Here is a 16,440-nt window from a genome sequence, read left to right as displayed (position 1 = left end):
GATGGCTCAGCCTCTCGCTTTTGTCTTCCAACGCGGATTTTTCGCCACAAGTGGCTCATCCGAAGCCAAAACAGCTTCGGCTCAATCCGCAACACACCATACACGAACACGTTAGGCATAATTATTAATCAAAGATGAAATCATATGAAAACTAAACTATTCTTAATTGGAATCTTCTGCTTCGTTGCATCTGTCTCCAATGCACAAACTGATACAAATCAACAAACTTTTAACTTTGAAAAAAAAGGAAATGGAAGTCCAGTAGTACTATTTGAATCTGGTCTTGGGGAAACTTTGGAAGGTTGGAAAACTATACAAGATAGTGTTTCGAAAATAACAACAACTGTTAGCTATGATAGGATAGGACTTGGTAAATCTTCACCAACCGAAGAACCAAGAACGTTAGAGAATTTTGTCACTGAATTAAATAGCCTTCTTAAAAATGAAAATATTGAAGGTCCATTTATATTAGTTGGGCATTCTTTAGGTGGTTTTATTATTAGAAAATTTCAGAATACTTACCCTGAAAAAGTTTTTGGTTTAATAATGGTTGATCCTTCGCATGAATCTTTATTTGAAAGAATATTTGATAGTAAACCTAAAGAACAAGCAGACATGATGCGTAATGGGCTGAAGGGATTTTATGCTAACCAGCCTATTGCAATTCAAAACGAATTTAAAGAACTGTCAGCTGCCGAAAAAGAAATGAAAACAATATTATTACCTAAGGATTTACCAATTACTATTCTTGCATCTTATCAGACACCTCCTCCTCCATTCAGTCCAGAAGACATAGAGATAAAAAAGGAATTATTTAATGATTGGATTACAAGAGCTCCTCAAGCTAAGCTTATCATTACAACCGAAAGTGGACATTATATACATTATTCCGAACCTCAATTGGTTATCGACGCAATTATGGAAATGGTTGATAATGTCAAAGATTAAACAACTATGCCTAACAACGTGTAAGGTCAATTGCTCGGTTAGTGATTTAAGCAGAACAAATATTCCTACAAATTACTATCTTTATCTAAACGGATAAAAAAGCACGTGTTCAACCTCGCGCTTTTTCTCCAACGGAATTCTCGCCAGTCAAGCTGGCACATCCAATCGCAAAAGCTTAAGGATGAAAATCCGCAACAAATCATAAACAAACTCGTTGTAGCCAATTAAAAAACATTCACGCAACAAGTTATAGATTCGTAAAAAAATAGTTATTCAATTGTGGAAATTAAATATTTTGTTTTATGAAAAATATCTTACACTTATTAATTATTTTGATTGGATTATCTTCTTGTAAAGATTTACCAAACAAACAAACACCATCTGATGAAACACTAAATTCTATTGATAATTCTGTAGAATTGACAGAAGAGCAAAAGGATTTAAAAAAGAATGCGATACCCATTCAAAACTTATCCAAACTGAGCGGCAAGATATACGATGAAATCGCAAGTTATGAAATAATAATGATTGGAGAAATGCATGGAACAAATGAGCCCGCCGAATTTGCTTATGGATTATGTAATCTGATAACTAAGTCTGAAAAAAATGTAGTCTTAGCTTTGGAAATTCGTAGTTCACAAATGAATAACTTATCAGATGAAATGTCAATTGCCCAATTAAAAGAGTTGGATTTTTTTCGCAGAGAAAATTTTGATGGCAGAAATGGTGTATCAATGCTGAATTTAATATACAAGAGCAATCAAAATGAAAGAATCATTTTAAAATTCATTGATAATCATTACCCATCTTCAACCAGAGATTCGTCCATGTACAGGGAAATACGGAACATCCACAATAAATATCCGAACACGAAAATAGTTACTCTAACAGGAAATGTACATAATTCTTTTATCCCACTTTTTGACAAAGTAAGAATTGGAGGATACTTGGTAAAAGATACTGCCAATTTCGATTCCAAAAAGATTATGTCCATTAATCATGTGTACAGTGAAGGAACCATGTTTAATAATGATGGCACCGGAATTAAAATTAGTACCATTGAAAGAGAGGATAATATCTATAATACTACCTTATCTCATGATATGTTTTTATATAAGAAACTTCCTGAAAAACAAAATGAATATACACATATCTTATATACGGATAAAGTAACTGCTTCAGGAAAAATTGAAAAAGATGATAAGTAATGATAGTAATTCTCTCTTTTACAGAAAAATGGACTTGATAAAACGAACTCAAGAACATAGAATTACAAAAAGAAATTCCAATAAATCGAATAAAATAACTGGCTACAACACCGTGTATAGTGTATCTCTACTGTTGGTTAAGTAGAAGAATTATTCCTACAATTTGTATATTTATCTAATCGGAAAACTTACAGGTCAGAGCCTTGCTGTTTTCCCCAAGCGGATTTTTCGCCAGACGAGCTGGCTCACCCAAACGCAAAGCGCTCGGCTAAAATTTCGCAACACACGAGCGAAGCGAACTGGCGTTAGCAAACCTTACACGAACACGTTGTAAGTAATTTTGATAAAACCAATAAAATAGAACTAAATTTTAAATCTTTTTACCAGAATAATAAATAAGTAAAATCTAAATCATCAATAAAACCCACAAATGAGACTACTATTACTTCTTTCTTTTCTTCCGGGATTTATATTTGCTCAAAATACACAATCTGGAACAGACACTTACTTGAATGCTAAAGCAAATTTTATATGCCAACAGATTGAACAAAGTGAAATCGCTATAGAAGACATGCATTCCAGACAAGCAATTATGTTAACAATAGAAAAAGGTCTCGAGCCAGCTAATGAAAGTGTAAGGCATCAGAGAAAATTGGAAGAGAAAGGCATTAAAAATCATTTATACGATGGATATCTAAATTTATATCTATCCCAAGCCTGCTCAGATTATAACCGTTTATTTACTGCTTTTAATACTAAGCATTTAGACAATAAGCTAAAACGTAAGCGATTTATTAAGTTGCATGACTTTATGAGAGACCTTATGCAAGCAGACTCAATTACTAATATCCAGAATTACGTTAATGATAGTAAATGGGATACTTTTAAAAATAAGTTACAACCGAACCTTGATAATTTACAAAATTTACGATGGACTGCTTCATTAAATATAATACCTGAATGGCGTAAAATTAATCATTTTACTATTCAATTAGTTGACATCAGAGACACCAATCATGTATTTGAGTTAGACATCGTTTATAACTTAGATAAGGACTCAAAAATAAGTGATCTCATAATTAATGAATACACTAAAGAACACCCTAAGGGCGAAATTGTGGAAACTATGGATGTAGTACCTAGTGGAAAACAATAAGTGGAACCTAAGGAAAACATAAATATTATTTGAACTGAATAAAAAACATCGTACAACAACGTGTATGGCAAATAGTAGCTGTTGGTTAAGAGGAAGAGTAGAACGCAATTTCGTATATTTACTACACTGAAAAATAACAAGGCAAAGCCTCGCTATTTTTCTCCAACGGAATTTTCGCCAGCCAAAGACTAGCTCTTGCAAACGCAAAGCGCTCGGCTGAAATTCCGCAACACACGAGCGAAGCGAACTGGCGTTAGCAAACCTCACACGAACACGTTAACAAAAATTTAAACATATGACAAGAAAAAAAGTTTACATAATTCTAATTTCATTCATTTTATTAGCATGCTCTAGTGATGACTCTGACAGTAACAACAATAACAACTTCAATAATGGATTTGTAGTAAATGGACAATTTTACGAAACTAATTATGTTGCTATCCCTAAAGTTAATAGTCAGATTGGCAACTCTTTACCTTCATATTATATAGAATTGTTTTCTAATTTTGATTTGGACTTTTTAGGAAGGTTTGCATTATATCCAGATGGAACTAGTACAAGTTTAGAATTAGTAACAGGTACTTATCCTACAGATAACAGTAACACCTTCAACTCACCTGGTACTCCACGAACTGTTAGTGAAAAAATTATTGAGTTTAGAGACAATAGTGGTCCTGGTTTTGACATACTAGTTTATTCTGAAAATACAGATAATACAGGAACAGTAACTATAAACTCAATAACCAACGTATTAGACATGGATGGGTTCTATACTACAACAGAAATCGATATCGAGTATACATTCACTGGTACAGATGGAACAGTTGTAGTTGGCAATTATAGTGGACCAGTAGATTTTACAAGTACACCTTAAACATTTGCTAACAACGTGTATAGTGTATTTCTACTGTTGGCTAAGTAGAAGAATTTTCTTACTTTTAATTCAAACAATTAAACTGAAAAATCACGACCGCTCGGCTAAAATTCCGCAACACACGAGCGAAGCGAACTGGCGTTAGCAAACCTTACACGAACACGTTAGCCATAATAAAAACACCAACTGTAACAACCGAAAATTTACTCAGTCTTTACAATTAAAGAAATTAAATGAACATAACACGAACTCTACTTATTTTGCTTACAATGATACCAACATTTGGATTTTGCCAAAATTTAGATGCTCAAATAGACAAAATATATAAAGTAGAAGATAGCATACCTGGTTACTCTATTATAATCTCTAAAGGCGAAGAAATTTTGATAGAAAAACAATATGGAATTTCTAATTTGGATTATGACATACCAATAACAAATAAAACAGTTTTCGATATTGGTTCAATTGCTAAACAATTTACTGCTTACGCAATACTATTACTAGAAGAACAAGGTAAATTATCCATTAAAGAACCTGCCTATAAATACATCAAAAATCTACCTCGTTACCAAAAGGGAAACCCAACCATTGAGCAATTATTGAATCAAACAAGTGGTATTAAAGAAGTCGACGGCATTGCGGGAATTGCGGATTTAGGCAGAAATGATTTACTTACTCAATCCCAAATGATGAATTTCATTACAAAAACGAAATCATTAAATTTTAAACCGGGAGAGTACTTTCAATACACCAATTCAAACTATATTTTACTTGCTGATATCATATCGAAAGTTTCTGGGAAATCATTTGCGGATTTTATGCAAGAAGATGTTTTCGAACCATTTGGAATGGAAAATACTATAAAGAAAACAAGCACTTATACTATAATTAAAAATAGGGCAATAGGATATATAGAAGATGAAGGCGATTTCTATAAAACACATTTACACGCCTTTATTTATGATGGAGACGGACAAGTACTTACCACCCCAAAAGATATGTTTAAGTGGCATCTAGGTTTACAGAAAGTAAAAAATGAACATTCAGAATTATATAAAAAAATGCATACCAAAGCCAAGTTAAATAATGGTAATATTATCGATTATGGTTTAGGCGTAGAGTTTGAAACTTATAATAACTATCAAGCATTTGGTTTTGACGGAATGATATTAGGCGGCTTTGTATCCAAGTATCTTTATTTTCCAGAATTAGATATGATGTTTTTCACTACACAAAATACCTTTGATTCAGATTTTGAAGAACAGTTTTTTCAGTTAGTTGACTTATACATTCCGAACAATAATTTCAATAATAAAACGAAAAATAACGATAGAAAGAAAAAAGTAAAGCTTTCAAAAAAAGAGTTAAAATTGTATGAAGGAAGCTATCTTTTTACTGGTAGCGATGTCGAGACTATCAAAACAAACACAATACAACTTAATAACGAAGATCTTACTGTGCTTACGACTGATGGAGAAGAAATAACAAGATTAAAACCTATTGGAAATCATCAATTTATGTTTAATGATAAACTAGTTGTATTTGACTTAAAATTTGATAGAAAAAGTTATAAATACTATGATTCCGAAAACGAATTACCTTGGCTATTTAAAGAATACAATCCCACTATTTACAACGAAAAGCAATTAAAAGAATTTGAAGGACAATACTTTAATGCAGATTTTCAAATCAGTAAAAAAATAAAACTAATAGACGGTAAACTTTTTGTTTTTAGCAGAAATGGTGCTTGGAAAAACAAAATAAAACCACTCTACAAAGATGCTTTTGACTATTCATCAGACCTAATGATCTTCATAAGAGATGACTATAAGAAAATAACTGGTTTGAAAATTATGGGAATTGTATTTAAAAAAGTATAATTACTAAGTCTAACAAAGTGTATAAAATAGTGCGTTAAAGAACTCTCGCAGAATTCTAGCGAATTCCACTCTACTCCTATTCCGTTTTTTTGCTATCTTACTAAACAAATCACACAACTAGCCATATACGAACACGTTGTGCTTCATTTAAATTAAACATTAACCAATGGCAAAAATCTTTAGAAAAATAAGACAGAATATGATTAAAGATAAAAAGGTCATTAATTACCTTCTTTATGCTATTGGAGAAATTATACTCGTGGTTATTGGAATTTTAATTGCGCTAAATATCAATAATTCGAATGAATTAAAAAAAACAAGAGATGCAGAGAAAGTCTATCTAAAGGAAATAAAAAGTGATTTAATGCAAGATACATTATTCTTGTCTCAAATAATTAATGATCATAAATGGCGAATTGCTCAATTAATGTCTCAAGACACAACCATTGACTTTATATTCGAGGAAATAATTGGTGAGCTTCCTAAAGTGGAAGGAGTATCTGAATTAGAATATATTTTCTTTACAGACAGAAAATTTCGACCAAAAATCGGAACTTATAATTCAATGATATCTGAAGGAAAATCAAATATAATAAGCAATCGTGAGCTATTTAATAATATTCAAAATATCTATGAATTGGAAGTCCAAAATATCATAGCTATTGGTGAAGATGTGTTGGATCGTTCTACAGAGTTAAGAAATAAATATGCCTATGAAATAAAATATGGTGATTTTGGCTCACCAATTACAATTACAGACAAACGAATATTAGCTGATATTTATATTTCATCGAGACAACTTAATTATTATACAAGGCAATCCGTTTTATTAAAAAAGAGCATAACAGAATTAATCGAGCTAATAGATATTGAATACCAATCTTTGGAAAAGAATAACTAAAGCTAACTTCAGACGTATTTAATTTGCAAACGCACAGTTCGCACTATATGCTCGTGTCTATACTTGGCATTTACCTTTATTAATTGTAACAAATTTGAAGCTTTCACGTCCTATTGTTCTAAACAATATAAATGAAAAATCAAATTCTATTATTACTTGCATTAGTATTATTTAGTGCCTGTAACAACTCAACTAAATCCAATACAACCAACCAGCCTACTCTAACTGATTATCAACTTGGTGAAAAATGGGTCTGGAAATACAAAGGAGTGACTACTGAAGGAGAAGTACGCTCTGATGGGACAGATACAAGAGAAATAGTAAGTTTTGACGGAGCCCTAGGTATGACTATTGGTAAAGACACTATTCCTGTAACCGAAATCGTTAAACCAGAAGTAAGTGAAACACCAAAGTACGACTGGCCTCTTGAAGTAGGCAAAAAATGGAAATATGAAAACAGTTGGACAAGTCAAGACGGAACTACTGGAAACCAAAGTCAGAATGCTGAAGTACTATCATACCAAGAAGAAACAGTAGAAGCGGGAACATTTATGGCCTATACGATTAAATACACTGGAAAAACGACGAATTCCAGAGGATATAATGCAAATGAAACAGAAGTATGGTTATATGCGCCTGCTGTAAAAAATTTCATAAAACTTACTCAAGATCAAGGTGATTTTCACTACGTGGAGGAATTAATCGAATATTCAAAACCAGAATAAATAAACGAAAGCACAAAAACTTCCATAACTAATTGTCTGTAAAAGAACCCTCGTGGAATTCTGGTGAATTCCAAGCTACTCCTATCCCGTTTTTTGCTATCTTACTAAACGAATCACACAATAGCCTTACACGAACAAGTTTTGCTACAATGATGAAGAATGCAATAATCATATTATTACTTTTTGTTTCTTTTAAAGGAAATACTCAAGATGAATCCTGTACGCTTTCTGACGGGAACTATCATTATTTCGTTAGGTTAGAAGACGATGTTCCAATCGATTTTGACAAGCAAGATTTCATTACTTATTTAGAAATCAATAGTAGTATTTCTGTTTCAGATATTAATTTTCTTCAGGAAAATTTGGTTGAAGTATACCGATCTCTACCTTTCTTAGATTCTGACCCAGCTAACAAATTATTGCGTATAGTTGCCTCAGATCATACCTTAGATTCATTTCTAATTTCCTTAGATGCTTCTATAAATCAGGCAGTGATTTACTGTGATTGCTTATGGTCAGATGGATTTTATCATTATTATGTCCGTTTAGTCATTGATGATTGGCCTTCTTTAGATTTTGATAAAACAGATTTTATTAATCATATTCAAACCTCTAGCAACCCTTCTAATTCGGATTTGATGTTTTTGGAAAATTCAATCTCTGAGGCTTATGTAGCTTTTCCTGCATCTCAAACCGATAATAGGAAAACATTATATGTCAAATCAAATGATGATCTTATGATGCCATATCTGCATGACTTCCCAGAAGCTTTAAACTTGGTAGAATTGATTTGTGATGAGCCTGAATTATCTATAACAGATTATCAAAACCCAAAGGATTTGATATCTATAGTTCCTAATCCAATTGTAGAGACATCAGTGATTAAAATAGATGAAAAGTTCCCAGTAGAAGAAATACAAATCATGGATTTGAATGGCAAAATATTATTTCATAAAAATGTAAGAGGTTCTGACACGGTTAATATGGGTGAATTCAATTTAAACCCTGGCTTATATTTTATAAAATTCTCTGAACGAAAAAGTAGTATTATAAAAAAGATTTTGGTGAAATGAATACTGTAGCCAACAACATGTACAGTTCATACTACCAAATTTTCCAACGGAATTTTCGCCAGTCAAAGCTGGCTCATCCAATCGCAAAAGCGCTCGACTGAAATTCCGCAACACACGAGCGAAGCGAACTGGCGTTAGCAAAACTTACACGAACACGTTAGGCACAAGTTTAAAGCTGAACTAAGAGTTAACTTTTCAAAAAATTACGATAATTTTAAGCCAAATTAAATTGATATCTTTAGTATAAAAATAAACTATGAAACATATATTCTTCATGAAAACTATTTTGCTTTCATTAATTTTTCCAATTTTCACTTTCGCTCAAATACAAATTGGAGATGATATTATTCCGCAACCAGAAACTAGTGCAGCTCCAACTCGAGTAGTATCACTATCATCTGATGGAAGCACTGTTGCAGTTGGAAATAATGTTTGGCAAGGTTCAGGTATATATATAGACCAAGTAAGGGTCTATCGAAATATAAATAATGTTTGGACTCAAATCGGAAATACAATTTTTGGTGAGAATGATGATGATGTCTTTGGGCATTCTGTAGAATTGTCTTGTGACGGTAATATTTTAGCAATTAGCGCAGTATTATATGATGGTAGTAATATCGATTCAGGAGCTGTAACTGTATATGAATTTGTTAATAATGTTTGGACTCAAATCGGAAATACTATTACAGGTGGTAACAACAATTCTCAGTCAGGATATAGTTTATCATTGTCCTGTGCCGGAAATGTGGTTGCTCTAGGTGCTCGTTTCAGTAATGCTAACGGAAATGGATCAGGCCAGGTTCGCGTTTATAGATATATTTCTCAAAGTTGGGTTTTAATAGGTGGCGTTATTAACGGTGAGGCAGCTGGTGATGTTTCAGGAGAATCTGTTTCACTTTCGATGAATGGTGATATAGTAGCTATTGGATCTTTAAATGGTGATGGAAATGGTCACGTTAGAATTTTTAAATATGTTAATAATAATTGGACACAGCAAGGAAGCACAATTGTTGGTGTAGAATTTAATGAGGCATCGGGAAGAGGACTTTCTATGAATTGTGATGGAACATTAGTCGCAATTGGTGCTTCTTCTAATGATATTAATGGTAATGCATCTGGTCAAGTAAGAGTTTATAAATATGAGAACGATACTTGGACGCAATTTGGAAATGCTTTAAATGGAACAAATGCAGGTGACCAATTTGGATTTAGAGTTTCCCTGTCATGTGATGGGAATATTTTAGCAATTGCCGCGCCATTTAACGATGATGATGGAGGATCAAATGGCGCTATTAAAATTTATGAACAAACAGATAATGATTGGTCGCAAATTGGTAATACAATTTATGGTGATGTCGGTGATGTTTCCGGCATTAGTATGGATTTATCTAGTCAAGGAAACATCATAGCTTTTGGTGGATTTAGTGGAAACCTAGATGGTATGCTTGGTCCTGCAAGAGTTTATGACTTATCTTCTTTACTTTCTGTTGATAGTTTTACAGTTAAACCTCTAAACTATTCACTAGTAAACAAAGTATTTCGTTTAAAATTAAAGGAAAACCAATCACTTAATTCGATTACAATCTATAATACTTTAGGTCAATTATTAGAGAGTACGTCTAAAACAAGTATTGATTTATCGAATTATAATTCAGACGTATATATTTTTAATATTTCAATAAACGATGTCACTACAATAAAAAAAATCCTATTGTTTTAATTTTTATATAAAAATTATTGTTCCTAATCTAAAAACCTGTTCTTAACAACGTGTATATCAAATAGTGCGTAAAGAACGTTTGCAGAATTCTGGTGAATTCCACTCTACTCCTATGTCGTTTTTTGCTATCTTACTAAACAAATCACACAATAGCCTTACATGAACATGTTGGCACACATTATTTAAAATCAGAATAAAATATGAACTTAAAAAAAACAATCCTGTTAATTAATCTAACAATATATAGTTTAATTTGTTATAGCCAAGATTATTTCATAGTTGCAAATGATACCACATTTTGTACAAATCTAGAATATGGAACAACCGGTCAAGGCTATCTGAAATCTGTTAGATATACAGACGCAAACGGAAATAACATTGTTATTAAAGGACGTAAAGAAGTGCCAGATGTACTTACCTTTTACAGACAAGGAGTTTTTATTGACAAAGTACCTCAAAAAGCAAACAAACCAGACAGTTATATCAGATATACTGAACGAACTGTAGATGGAAAATTAAAGGTTTATAGTGATAATCCCATAAACATTGGTCGAAGTTCTTATCGTTCAAATGCACCAAATCCTTTAACGATGAATAACAGCACTGTATCACGCCCACAAAATGGATCTATACAAACTACGAGTGGTCGTGTTGGAGTTTATCGGTTTTTCCTCAAACTACCAAATGGTACTTTTTACAAAATAAACAGTAAGAAGAATATGAAAAAACACATAATACCTTATCTTAAAAAATGTAATGCATTCAATAATCAGTACAACGGAGATTTTAGTACTGATGAACAACCTTTCATGGAAATGATCGATCTATATAATTCTATTTGCAATTAGATCATAAAATGATGGTTTAAAAAACGTGAGCCAACAACATGTATAGTTCATACTACCAAATTTTTCCAACGGAATTTTCGCCAGTCGCAAAAGGGCTCACCCAAACGCTAAGCCCTCGACTGAAATTTCGAAACACACGAGCGAAGCGAACTGGCGTTAGCAAACCTTATACGAACATGTTATATGCAAGCCCATAAACACATCCTACTCATACTTTTACTTTTATCATTATTTAGCTGTCAAGAAAATAAGACAGAAAACAAGACTGAAATTTCAATAATTAAGAAAAAAAAAATTGAAAAAAAGAATGAGGTTGTAATTAGCGTAAATGATACTATAAATTCATTTTTCACAAACCTTTACCTAGATGAAATGCAGGACAAGCCTGACATGCTCTATCTCGGACAGAAAGAAAATAAAACATCAGTAACCATACCTACGCTTAAAACTATCAAAATAATTGGTGGAGATCCATTCATTTCATTTTTCTATGAATTGCAACTTGAAAAAGGGGATAGTCTTTTAATCGATATTAAAAAAATAGATGTTAATCAATCTAAACAAATAGAATACCCAACTTTCACAATATTGAATGGCAATAAAACTTGGAGTGAGACCAACTTCGATTATTTGTTATACAATGACAATATTAATAACAAAGCAATAGTGATTGATGATAAAAAATTCCAAAACAACAATTATGATTTAGAAAAAATATATAAAAACTCAATTAAATTGTTAGATAGTCTAAAGTCCAACAATAGCATTTCAGCAAAATTCTATGCAACCCAAAAGATTAGTCAAAAATTAAAATTCGCTACTTCTAAACTAAGAGAAGCTAAAAATCGAAATATGAATTTAGACATTAAGAGTTTGGACATAAACCTTAATGAAGAAGAATTGCTTGACAACAAAGAATATGTAAGTTTTTTGAGAGCTTTGATTTTATACTCCTATTTTAAAGATGATAAACGTGTTAAGAATTCTGTTCTATTTGACTTTATTAATGAACAAGAAACATTTTTAAATGAATCCACAAAAGAGGTTTTATTGGACTCCTATCTGAAGGGCATATATTTTAATGAAAAAGCAAAATTTGATAAGCATCTGACAACGTTTAACAACGTTAATCATAATCAAGAATTTAAAAACAAATGGAATGCTGTAGTTGACAAACAAAAGCTGAACGCAAAGCAACTCAACGCAACCAATAGAACTGTTGGAATTTTAACCAATCTAGTTGACGACAACGAACTGACCTTTGAACAAGTACTTTCAAAACATAAAGGAAAAATTGTTCTTGTAGATTTTTGGGCAAGCTGGTGTGCACCTTGCCGAAAAGAAATGCCATATTTAAAGGAATTAAAATCGCAGTTCAATAAAACAGAACTGAGTATAATTGAAATTTCTATTGACAAGGATTATTCAGCCTGGATAAGAGCATCAAAATTAGAGAATATCTCTAATGATGTAGATAATTATATAATAGCAAACTGGGAAAAATCCAGTCTTTATAAAAATTTTGACATTAAAACTATTCCCAGGTATTTACTTTTTGGCAAGGACGGCAAAATAATAGATGAAAATGCACCTAGACCAAGTGAAAAAGATCTTGTTGAACTGATAAAGTCCAGCATATAGCAGCGTGCATAGCTAATAAGTCCTTTAAAGAACGTTTGCGGAATTCTGGTGAATTCCACTCTACTCCTATGTCGTTTTTTGCTATCTTACTAAACAAATCGCTCAACTAGCCTTAAACGGACACATATTCTGTAATTATTATGAACAGTCACAAAACACAGGAACTAGCGCAAAGGATAGATGAGGTACTTTATTATCTTTGGGATCCAATTGGCGTTTCAGATATTCCTGGCGCAAGAGGAGAATACAGTTCCTACGTAAAAACAATTTTGAAGTATACTATAGAGGAAGATGTTCATAAAATTTCCAGTCAACTCGGAAAAATTGAGACAACTGCTATGGGTTTGTTACTTAATAAAACAAAAAATATTGAAGTAGCCGAAAGATTAGTTGAATATAAAAACGCGATTGAACAAGGACTTAAATAACTGTATATAACAAATTCGATATGATCAAAAAATCCTTAATCACCTTAATTCTCTTGGTTGTTTTTTCATGTGGAAAGACAACTAATGATAACATTTATAAAACAAAAGGTGGAGAATACGCCTCTAAAACCGGTAATTTCGTCGCTGATTTCCCAACTGAACCTAAATACTCAGTGATTGATAATAAATTGGGATTGGATGAGTTTCAAATCCATATATTTCGCTCTACTCTCGGTGTCAATAAGCTATTCATTTTAGAATATGTCGACTACCCAGAACATATGATAAAATCAATGACTGATGAACAAATTTATACTCAAAGCATCAATAACTTAACTCATAAAATGGAAGAATCATTTTTCCTTGATTATCAAGAAAGTATTGAGCACAATGGTTTAAGTGGTGAGTATTACGTGTTGAAAACAAATCAAGAATTAAAAGAAAAAGGAGTTGAAGGAATGGCACTTGGTAGGATTTTCAGAGTCGAAAACAGAGTTTACAACATTTCATATTTAGGAGAAAATGATAAGAACATTGATTCCTTTATAGATTCTTTTAGATTATTGAAATAACTCCACAACAACGTATATGGTCAATGGGAATTGTACTCTAGGTTAATACAAGGAATTTTTCATACATTTATTCAATACAACAAAACTGAAAAAACTCGAACGCCTTCTACTGCATTAAAACCGAATACTAACCCATATGAAAATCTTCAGAAAAATCAGATACGACTTACTTTCAAATAGTCAAACCAGTAAGTATTTGAAATATGCAATTGGTGAGATTTTATTGGTTGTAATAGGTATTTTGATTGCTCTTCAGATAAACAATTGGAATCAGGTAAAGAAAGATGACAAAGCTTTAAGGGAATACTTGGGAAAAATAAAATTGCACACCCAAGAAGATATGAGAATGCTAGATTCATTAACTAAGTATAGAAAAAACATTGGAAATCTCTGTAAGAAAGCAAGAACGGCAATTCTAGATAAAAAGGATGAAGAAAACCTGCTTCTGCTCATGGGTTGTGGCTCTGCCTTCATGGATTTTCATTTCAAACCCAACACAGGTGGCTATGAAGCTTTAAAAAACTCTAATTACTTTGGCAAAATAAACAATACGGATTTAGACTCTCTTTTGATTCGCTACCACCGACTTGTAGATGACATTTCGCAAAATGAAGAAAGTTATAATGGCTATCTTAAAGGTCAAGAAAATTATCTTTCCACTCAGTTTGATAAATCGTTGGTACTCGCCACCGCTTTCCTCCCTCCAGATTCATTAAACGTAAGAGCGACACCACAATCTGAATATTATCAGGATTTCAAAGAGTACACCTCATCAGCATCCTATAGAAATGTAATTAACTTAGCGGCTTTTCAGTTTGACTGGATGATTGATCTATATGGTCAGCTTGATGATGTAGGTGAAAACGTCATCAAGGAAATAGATTCATATGATAATTGATGCTTTAACAAATGTATAACAAGGTGTAAACTCATTATGCATAAAGAACCCTTCACGGAGTTATAGAGAGTCCCTCTCTCCTCCTATTAAGATTTTTTGCTATCTTACTGAACACATCACATAATTAGCCATAAACCAACACGTTGGCTTGTATTAAAAAAACTTACTAAGTGAAATTCTTGAGATTTACATTTTCATTAGCGATTATATTAATCTCCTGCAATGAAGTAAAAAATGATTCTATCGAGAGTTTTGTTACGATAAATGAACATAAAATACATGTAGAATCAATAGGAAAAGGAAAAACAGTAGTATTTGTTCACGGTGGATACCTTGATTTAGAGATGTGGGACGAGCAGATAAACGAATTTAAAGATTCTTACCACTTAATTAGATTTTCAGATTTAGGCCATGGAAAAACAATTCAAGGGGAAGAACCATTGTTTGGTTATGAAATACTCAACGAAATAACATCTAGCCATGCTAATGAAAAAATCACTCTTATCGGACTTTCTTGGGGTGCAATGATATGTGTAGATTTTACCTTAAATTTTCAGGACAGAGTAGATAAATTAATCTTGGTTTCACCTGGTCTAAACGGCTGGAATTACTTTAAAGACAGTTTGGCTTCAGAAAATTATAAACTCAGACAAAAAGCTATAAAAAATTTGGACACAATAGAATCTTCTAAGTTATTTCACCAAAACTGGGTGGTTGGACCTAGAAGACAAATGCAACAGTTGAGCGAATCGTTCTATTCAAAAAGTTTGGATATGATTTTAAAGAATACAAGAAACCACTGGCAAGAAGATTGGTCGAGGTTAGATACGATAGTTGCTCGTAAGAGACTTGAAAATATAACTGTGCCAACCTACATTATCTTTGGTAATCAAGACGCTCAAGACATTTCACTGATAGCGGAAGAATACCACCAAAGAATAAAAAATTCCCAAAAAATAGAAATGGAGAACGTTGGCCATTTACTAAATATGGAAAACCCAAAAGAGTTTAACTCCATCCTTAGCCAAATAATTGAAAAGTAAAACCAATTAAATATATAAATTATGAAAAATTCATTGACAATTCTTTTAATCCTTTTAGTTTCCTTTTCAGGTTTTTCCCAAACATCTGAAACCGATTCTATATCTAAAGCCAAAATTAAAGAATTGGCTTTTATGGTAGGAAATTGGAAAGGTAATGGTTGGATGATGGGTAGAAATGGAAAATCTGAGTTTGAACAAACAGAAAAAATAGAATTCAAGTTAGATTCAACAGCAATTTTAATTGAAGGAAAAGGAATATCTAACGGTAAAGTTGTTCATAATGCGCTAGCAATTCTAACCTACAATAAAACGCATGAAAACTACACTTTTAGGTCTTACCTACCAAGTGGAATGAATGCCGAATTTAGAGCTGAAATAATTGAAAATAAACTGTACTGGTATCCTAATGATAACGTACGTTATATTATTTGGAAAAATGAACAAGAAAAATGGTACGAAAAAGGCGAATATAAGAGAGGTGAAAATTGGATTCAATTTTTTGAAATGACTCTGGATAAAATATAG

At 32.2% G+C, this 16,440-nt stretch carries 16 protein-coding genes; all 16 read left to right on the top strand.

Going from position 1 to position 16,440, the window contains the following annotated elements:
* Positions 1 to 144 precede the first annotated feature (144 nt).
* The 16 genes from AB9K26_RS07150 (at position 145) to AB9K26_RS07075 (ending at position 16,440) form a co-directional block, all read left to right on the top strand.
* Complete coding sequence (locus AB9K26_RS07150; protein WP_369971858.1) at positions 145 to 948, top strand: alpha/beta fold hydrolase; 804 nt, start codon at positions 145 to 147, stop codon at positions 946 to 948.
* Between the two features lie 302 nt (positions 949 to 1,250).
* Entirely contained in the window at positions 1,251 to 2,156 is a 906-nt protein-coding gene (locus AB9K26_RS07145) for a hypothetical protein (RefSeq protein WP_369971857.1), read from the top strand.
* Positions 2,157 to 2,586: 430 nt separating this feature from the next.
* Entirely contained in the window at positions 2,587 to 3,312 is a 726-nt protein-coding gene (locus tag AB9K26_RS07140; protein ID WP_369971856.1) for a hypothetical protein, read from the top strand.
* 295 nt (positions 3,313 to 3,607) lie between these two features.
* A complete protein-coding gene (locus AB9K26_RS07135; RefSeq protein WP_369971855.1) occupies positions 3,608 to 4,186 on the top strand; it encodes a hypothetical protein in 579 nt (192 codons plus the stop codon).
* 233 nt (positions 4,187 to 4,419) lie between these two features.
* Positions 4,420 to 6,066, top strand: coding sequence for a serine hydrolase domain-containing protein (locus AB9K26_RS07130; protein ID WP_369971854.1), 1,647 nt, complete (start codon positions 4,420 to 4,422; stop codon positions 6,064 to 6,066).
* Between the two features lie 166 nt (positions 6,067 to 6,232).
* Positions 6,233 to 6,967 (top strand): DUF6090 family protein, encoded by a 735-nt coding sequence (locus AB9K26_RS07125; RefSeq protein ID WP_369971853.1) that lies wholly within the window; start codon positions 6,233 to 6,235, stop codon positions 6,965 to 6,967.
* 131 nt (positions 6,968 to 7,098) lie between these two features.
* Positions 7,099 to 7,692, top strand: coding sequence for a hypothetical protein (locus tag AB9K26_RS07120; RefSeq protein ID WP_369971852.1), 594 nt, complete (start codon positions 7,099 to 7,101; stop codon positions 7,690 to 7,692).
* Positions 7,693 to 7,724: 32 nt separating this feature from the next.
* Positions 7,725 to 8,765: a T9SS type A sorting domain-containing protein gene (locus AB9K26_RS07115; RefSeq protein ID WP_369971851.1), complete on the top strand. Its 1,041-nt coding sequence runs from the start codon at positions 7,725 to 7,727 to the stop codon at positions 8,763 to 8,765.
* A gap of 256 nt (positions 8,766 to 9,021) precedes the next feature.
* On the top strand, positions 9,022 to 10,485 hold the full coding sequence (locus AB9K26_RS07110; RefSeq protein ID WP_369971850.1) for a T9SS type A sorting domain-containing protein: 1,464 nt from the start codon (positions 9,022 to 9,024) through the stop codon (positions 10,483 to 10,485).
* 200 nt (positions 10,486 to 10,685) lie between these two features.
* Positions 10,686 to 11,333, top strand: coding sequence for a hypothetical protein (locus AB9K26_RS07105; protein ID WP_369971849.1), 648 nt, complete (start codon positions 10,686 to 10,688; stop codon positions 11,331 to 11,333).
* A gap of 183 nt (positions 11,334 to 11,516) precedes the next feature.
* Entirely contained in the window at positions 11,517 to 12,974 is a 1,458-nt protein-coding gene (locus AB9K26_RS07100) for a TlpA family protein disulfide reductase (RefSeq protein ID WP_369971848.1), read from the top strand.
* A 140-nt stretch (positions 12,975 to 13,114) separates the two neighbouring features.
* Positions 13,115 to 13,402 carry a hypothetical protein gene (locus AB9K26_RS07095; RefSeq protein WP_369971847.1) on the top strand — a complete coding sequence of 96 codons (288 nt, stop codon included), beginning with the start codon at positions 13,115 to 13,117 and terminating at the stop codon, positions 13,400 to 13,402.
* Between the two features lie 20 nt (positions 13,403 to 13,422).
* The gene (locus AB9K26_RS07090) at positions 13,423 to 13,974 is read left to right on the top strand and encodes a hypothetical protein (protein ID WP_369971846.1); all 552 of its coding nucleotides are present in this window, start codon (positions 13,423 to 13,425) and stop codon (positions 13,972 to 13,974) included.
* 136 nt (positions 13,975 to 14,110) lie between these two features.
* Positions 14,111 to 14,872 carry a DUF6090 family protein gene (locus AB9K26_RS07085; protein ID WP_369971845.1) on the top strand — a complete coding sequence of 254 codons (762 nt, stop codon included), beginning with the start codon at positions 14,111 to 14,113 and terminating at the stop codon, positions 14,870 to 14,872.
* Between the two features lie 170 nt (positions 14,873 to 15,042).
* Positions 15,043 to 15,915, top strand: a complete 873-nt coding sequence (locus AB9K26_RS07080) for an alpha/beta fold hydrolase (RefSeq protein WP_369971844.1) — start codon at positions 15,043 to 15,045, stop codon at positions 15,913 to 15,915.
* Between the two features lie 21 nt (positions 15,916 to 15,936).
* Positions 15,937 to 16,440 (top strand): hypothetical protein, encoded by a 504-nt coding sequence (locus tag AB9K26_RS07075; RefSeq protein WP_369971843.1) that lies wholly within the window; start codon positions 15,937 to 15,939, stop codon positions 16,438 to 16,440.

Source organism: Psychroserpens sp. XS_ASV72 (genome assembly GCF_041224425.1).
In the GTDB taxonomy this organism is placed as follows: domain Bacteria; phylum Bacteroidota; class Bacteroidia; order Flavobacteriales; family Flavobacteriaceae; genus Psychroserpens.
Note: the sequence above shows the minus strand (reverse complement) of the source record. Positions and strands in the feature narration are given on the sequence as shown.

What these genes read in the sequence shown, in the direction of transcription:
- AB9K26_RS07150 (WP_369971858.1), top strand. Translation starts at nt 145, where the DNA reads ATGAAAACTAAACTATTCTTAATTGGAATCTTCTGCTTCGTTGCATCT.
- AB9K26_RS07145 (WP_369971857.1), top strand. Translation starts at nt 1,251, where the DNA reads ATGAAAAATATCTTACACTTATTAATTATTTTGATTGGATTATCTTCT.
- AB9K26_RS07140 (WP_369971856.1), top strand. Translation starts at nt 2,587, where the DNA reads ATGAGACTACTATTACTTCTTTCTTTTCTTCCGGGATTTATATTTGCT.
- AB9K26_RS07135 (WP_369971855.1), top strand. Translation starts at nt 3,608, where the DNA reads ATGACAAGAAAAAAAGTTTACATAATTCTAATTTCATTCATTTTATTA.
- AB9K26_RS07130 (WP_369971854.1), top strand. Translation starts at nt 4,420, where the DNA reads ATGAACATAACACGAACTCTACTTATTTTGCTTACAATGATACCAACA.
- AB9K26_RS07125 (WP_369971853.1), top strand. Translation starts at nt 6,233, where the DNA reads ATGGCAAAAATCTTTAGAAAAATAAGACAGAATATGATTAAAGATAAA.
- AB9K26_RS07120 (WP_369971852.1), top strand. Translation starts at nt 7,099, where the DNA reads ATGAAAAATCAAATTCTATTATTACTTGCATTAGTATTATTTAGTGCC.
- AB9K26_RS07110 (WP_369971850.1), top strand. Translation starts at nt 9,022, where the DNA reads ATGAAACATATATTCTTCATGAAAACTATTTTGCTTTCATTAATTTTT.
- AB9K26_RS07105 (WP_369971849.1), top strand. Translation starts at nt 10,686, where the DNA reads ATGAACTTAAAAAAAACAATCCTGTTAATTAATCTAACAATATATAGT.
- AB9K26_RS07100 (WP_369971848.1), top strand. Translation starts at nt 11,517, where the DNA reads ATGCAAGCCCATAAACACATCCTACTCATACTTTTACTTTTATCATTA.
- AB9K26_RS07095 (WP_369971847.1), top strand. Translation starts at nt 13,115, where the DNA reads ATGAACAGTCACAAAACACAGGAACTAGCGCAAAGGATAGATGAGGTA.
- AB9K26_RS07090 (WP_369971846.1), top strand. Translation starts at nt 13,423, where the DNA reads ATGATCAAAAAATCCTTAATCACCTTAATTCTCTTGGTTGTTTTTTCA.
- AB9K26_RS07085 (WP_369971845.1), top strand. Translation starts at nt 14,111, where the DNA reads ATGAAAATCTTCAGAAAAATCAGATACGACTTACTTTCAAATAGTCAA.
- AB9K26_RS07075 (WP_369971843.1), top strand. Translation starts at nt 15,937, where the DNA reads ATGAAAAATTCATTGACAATTCTTTTAATCCTTTTAGTTTCCTTTTCA.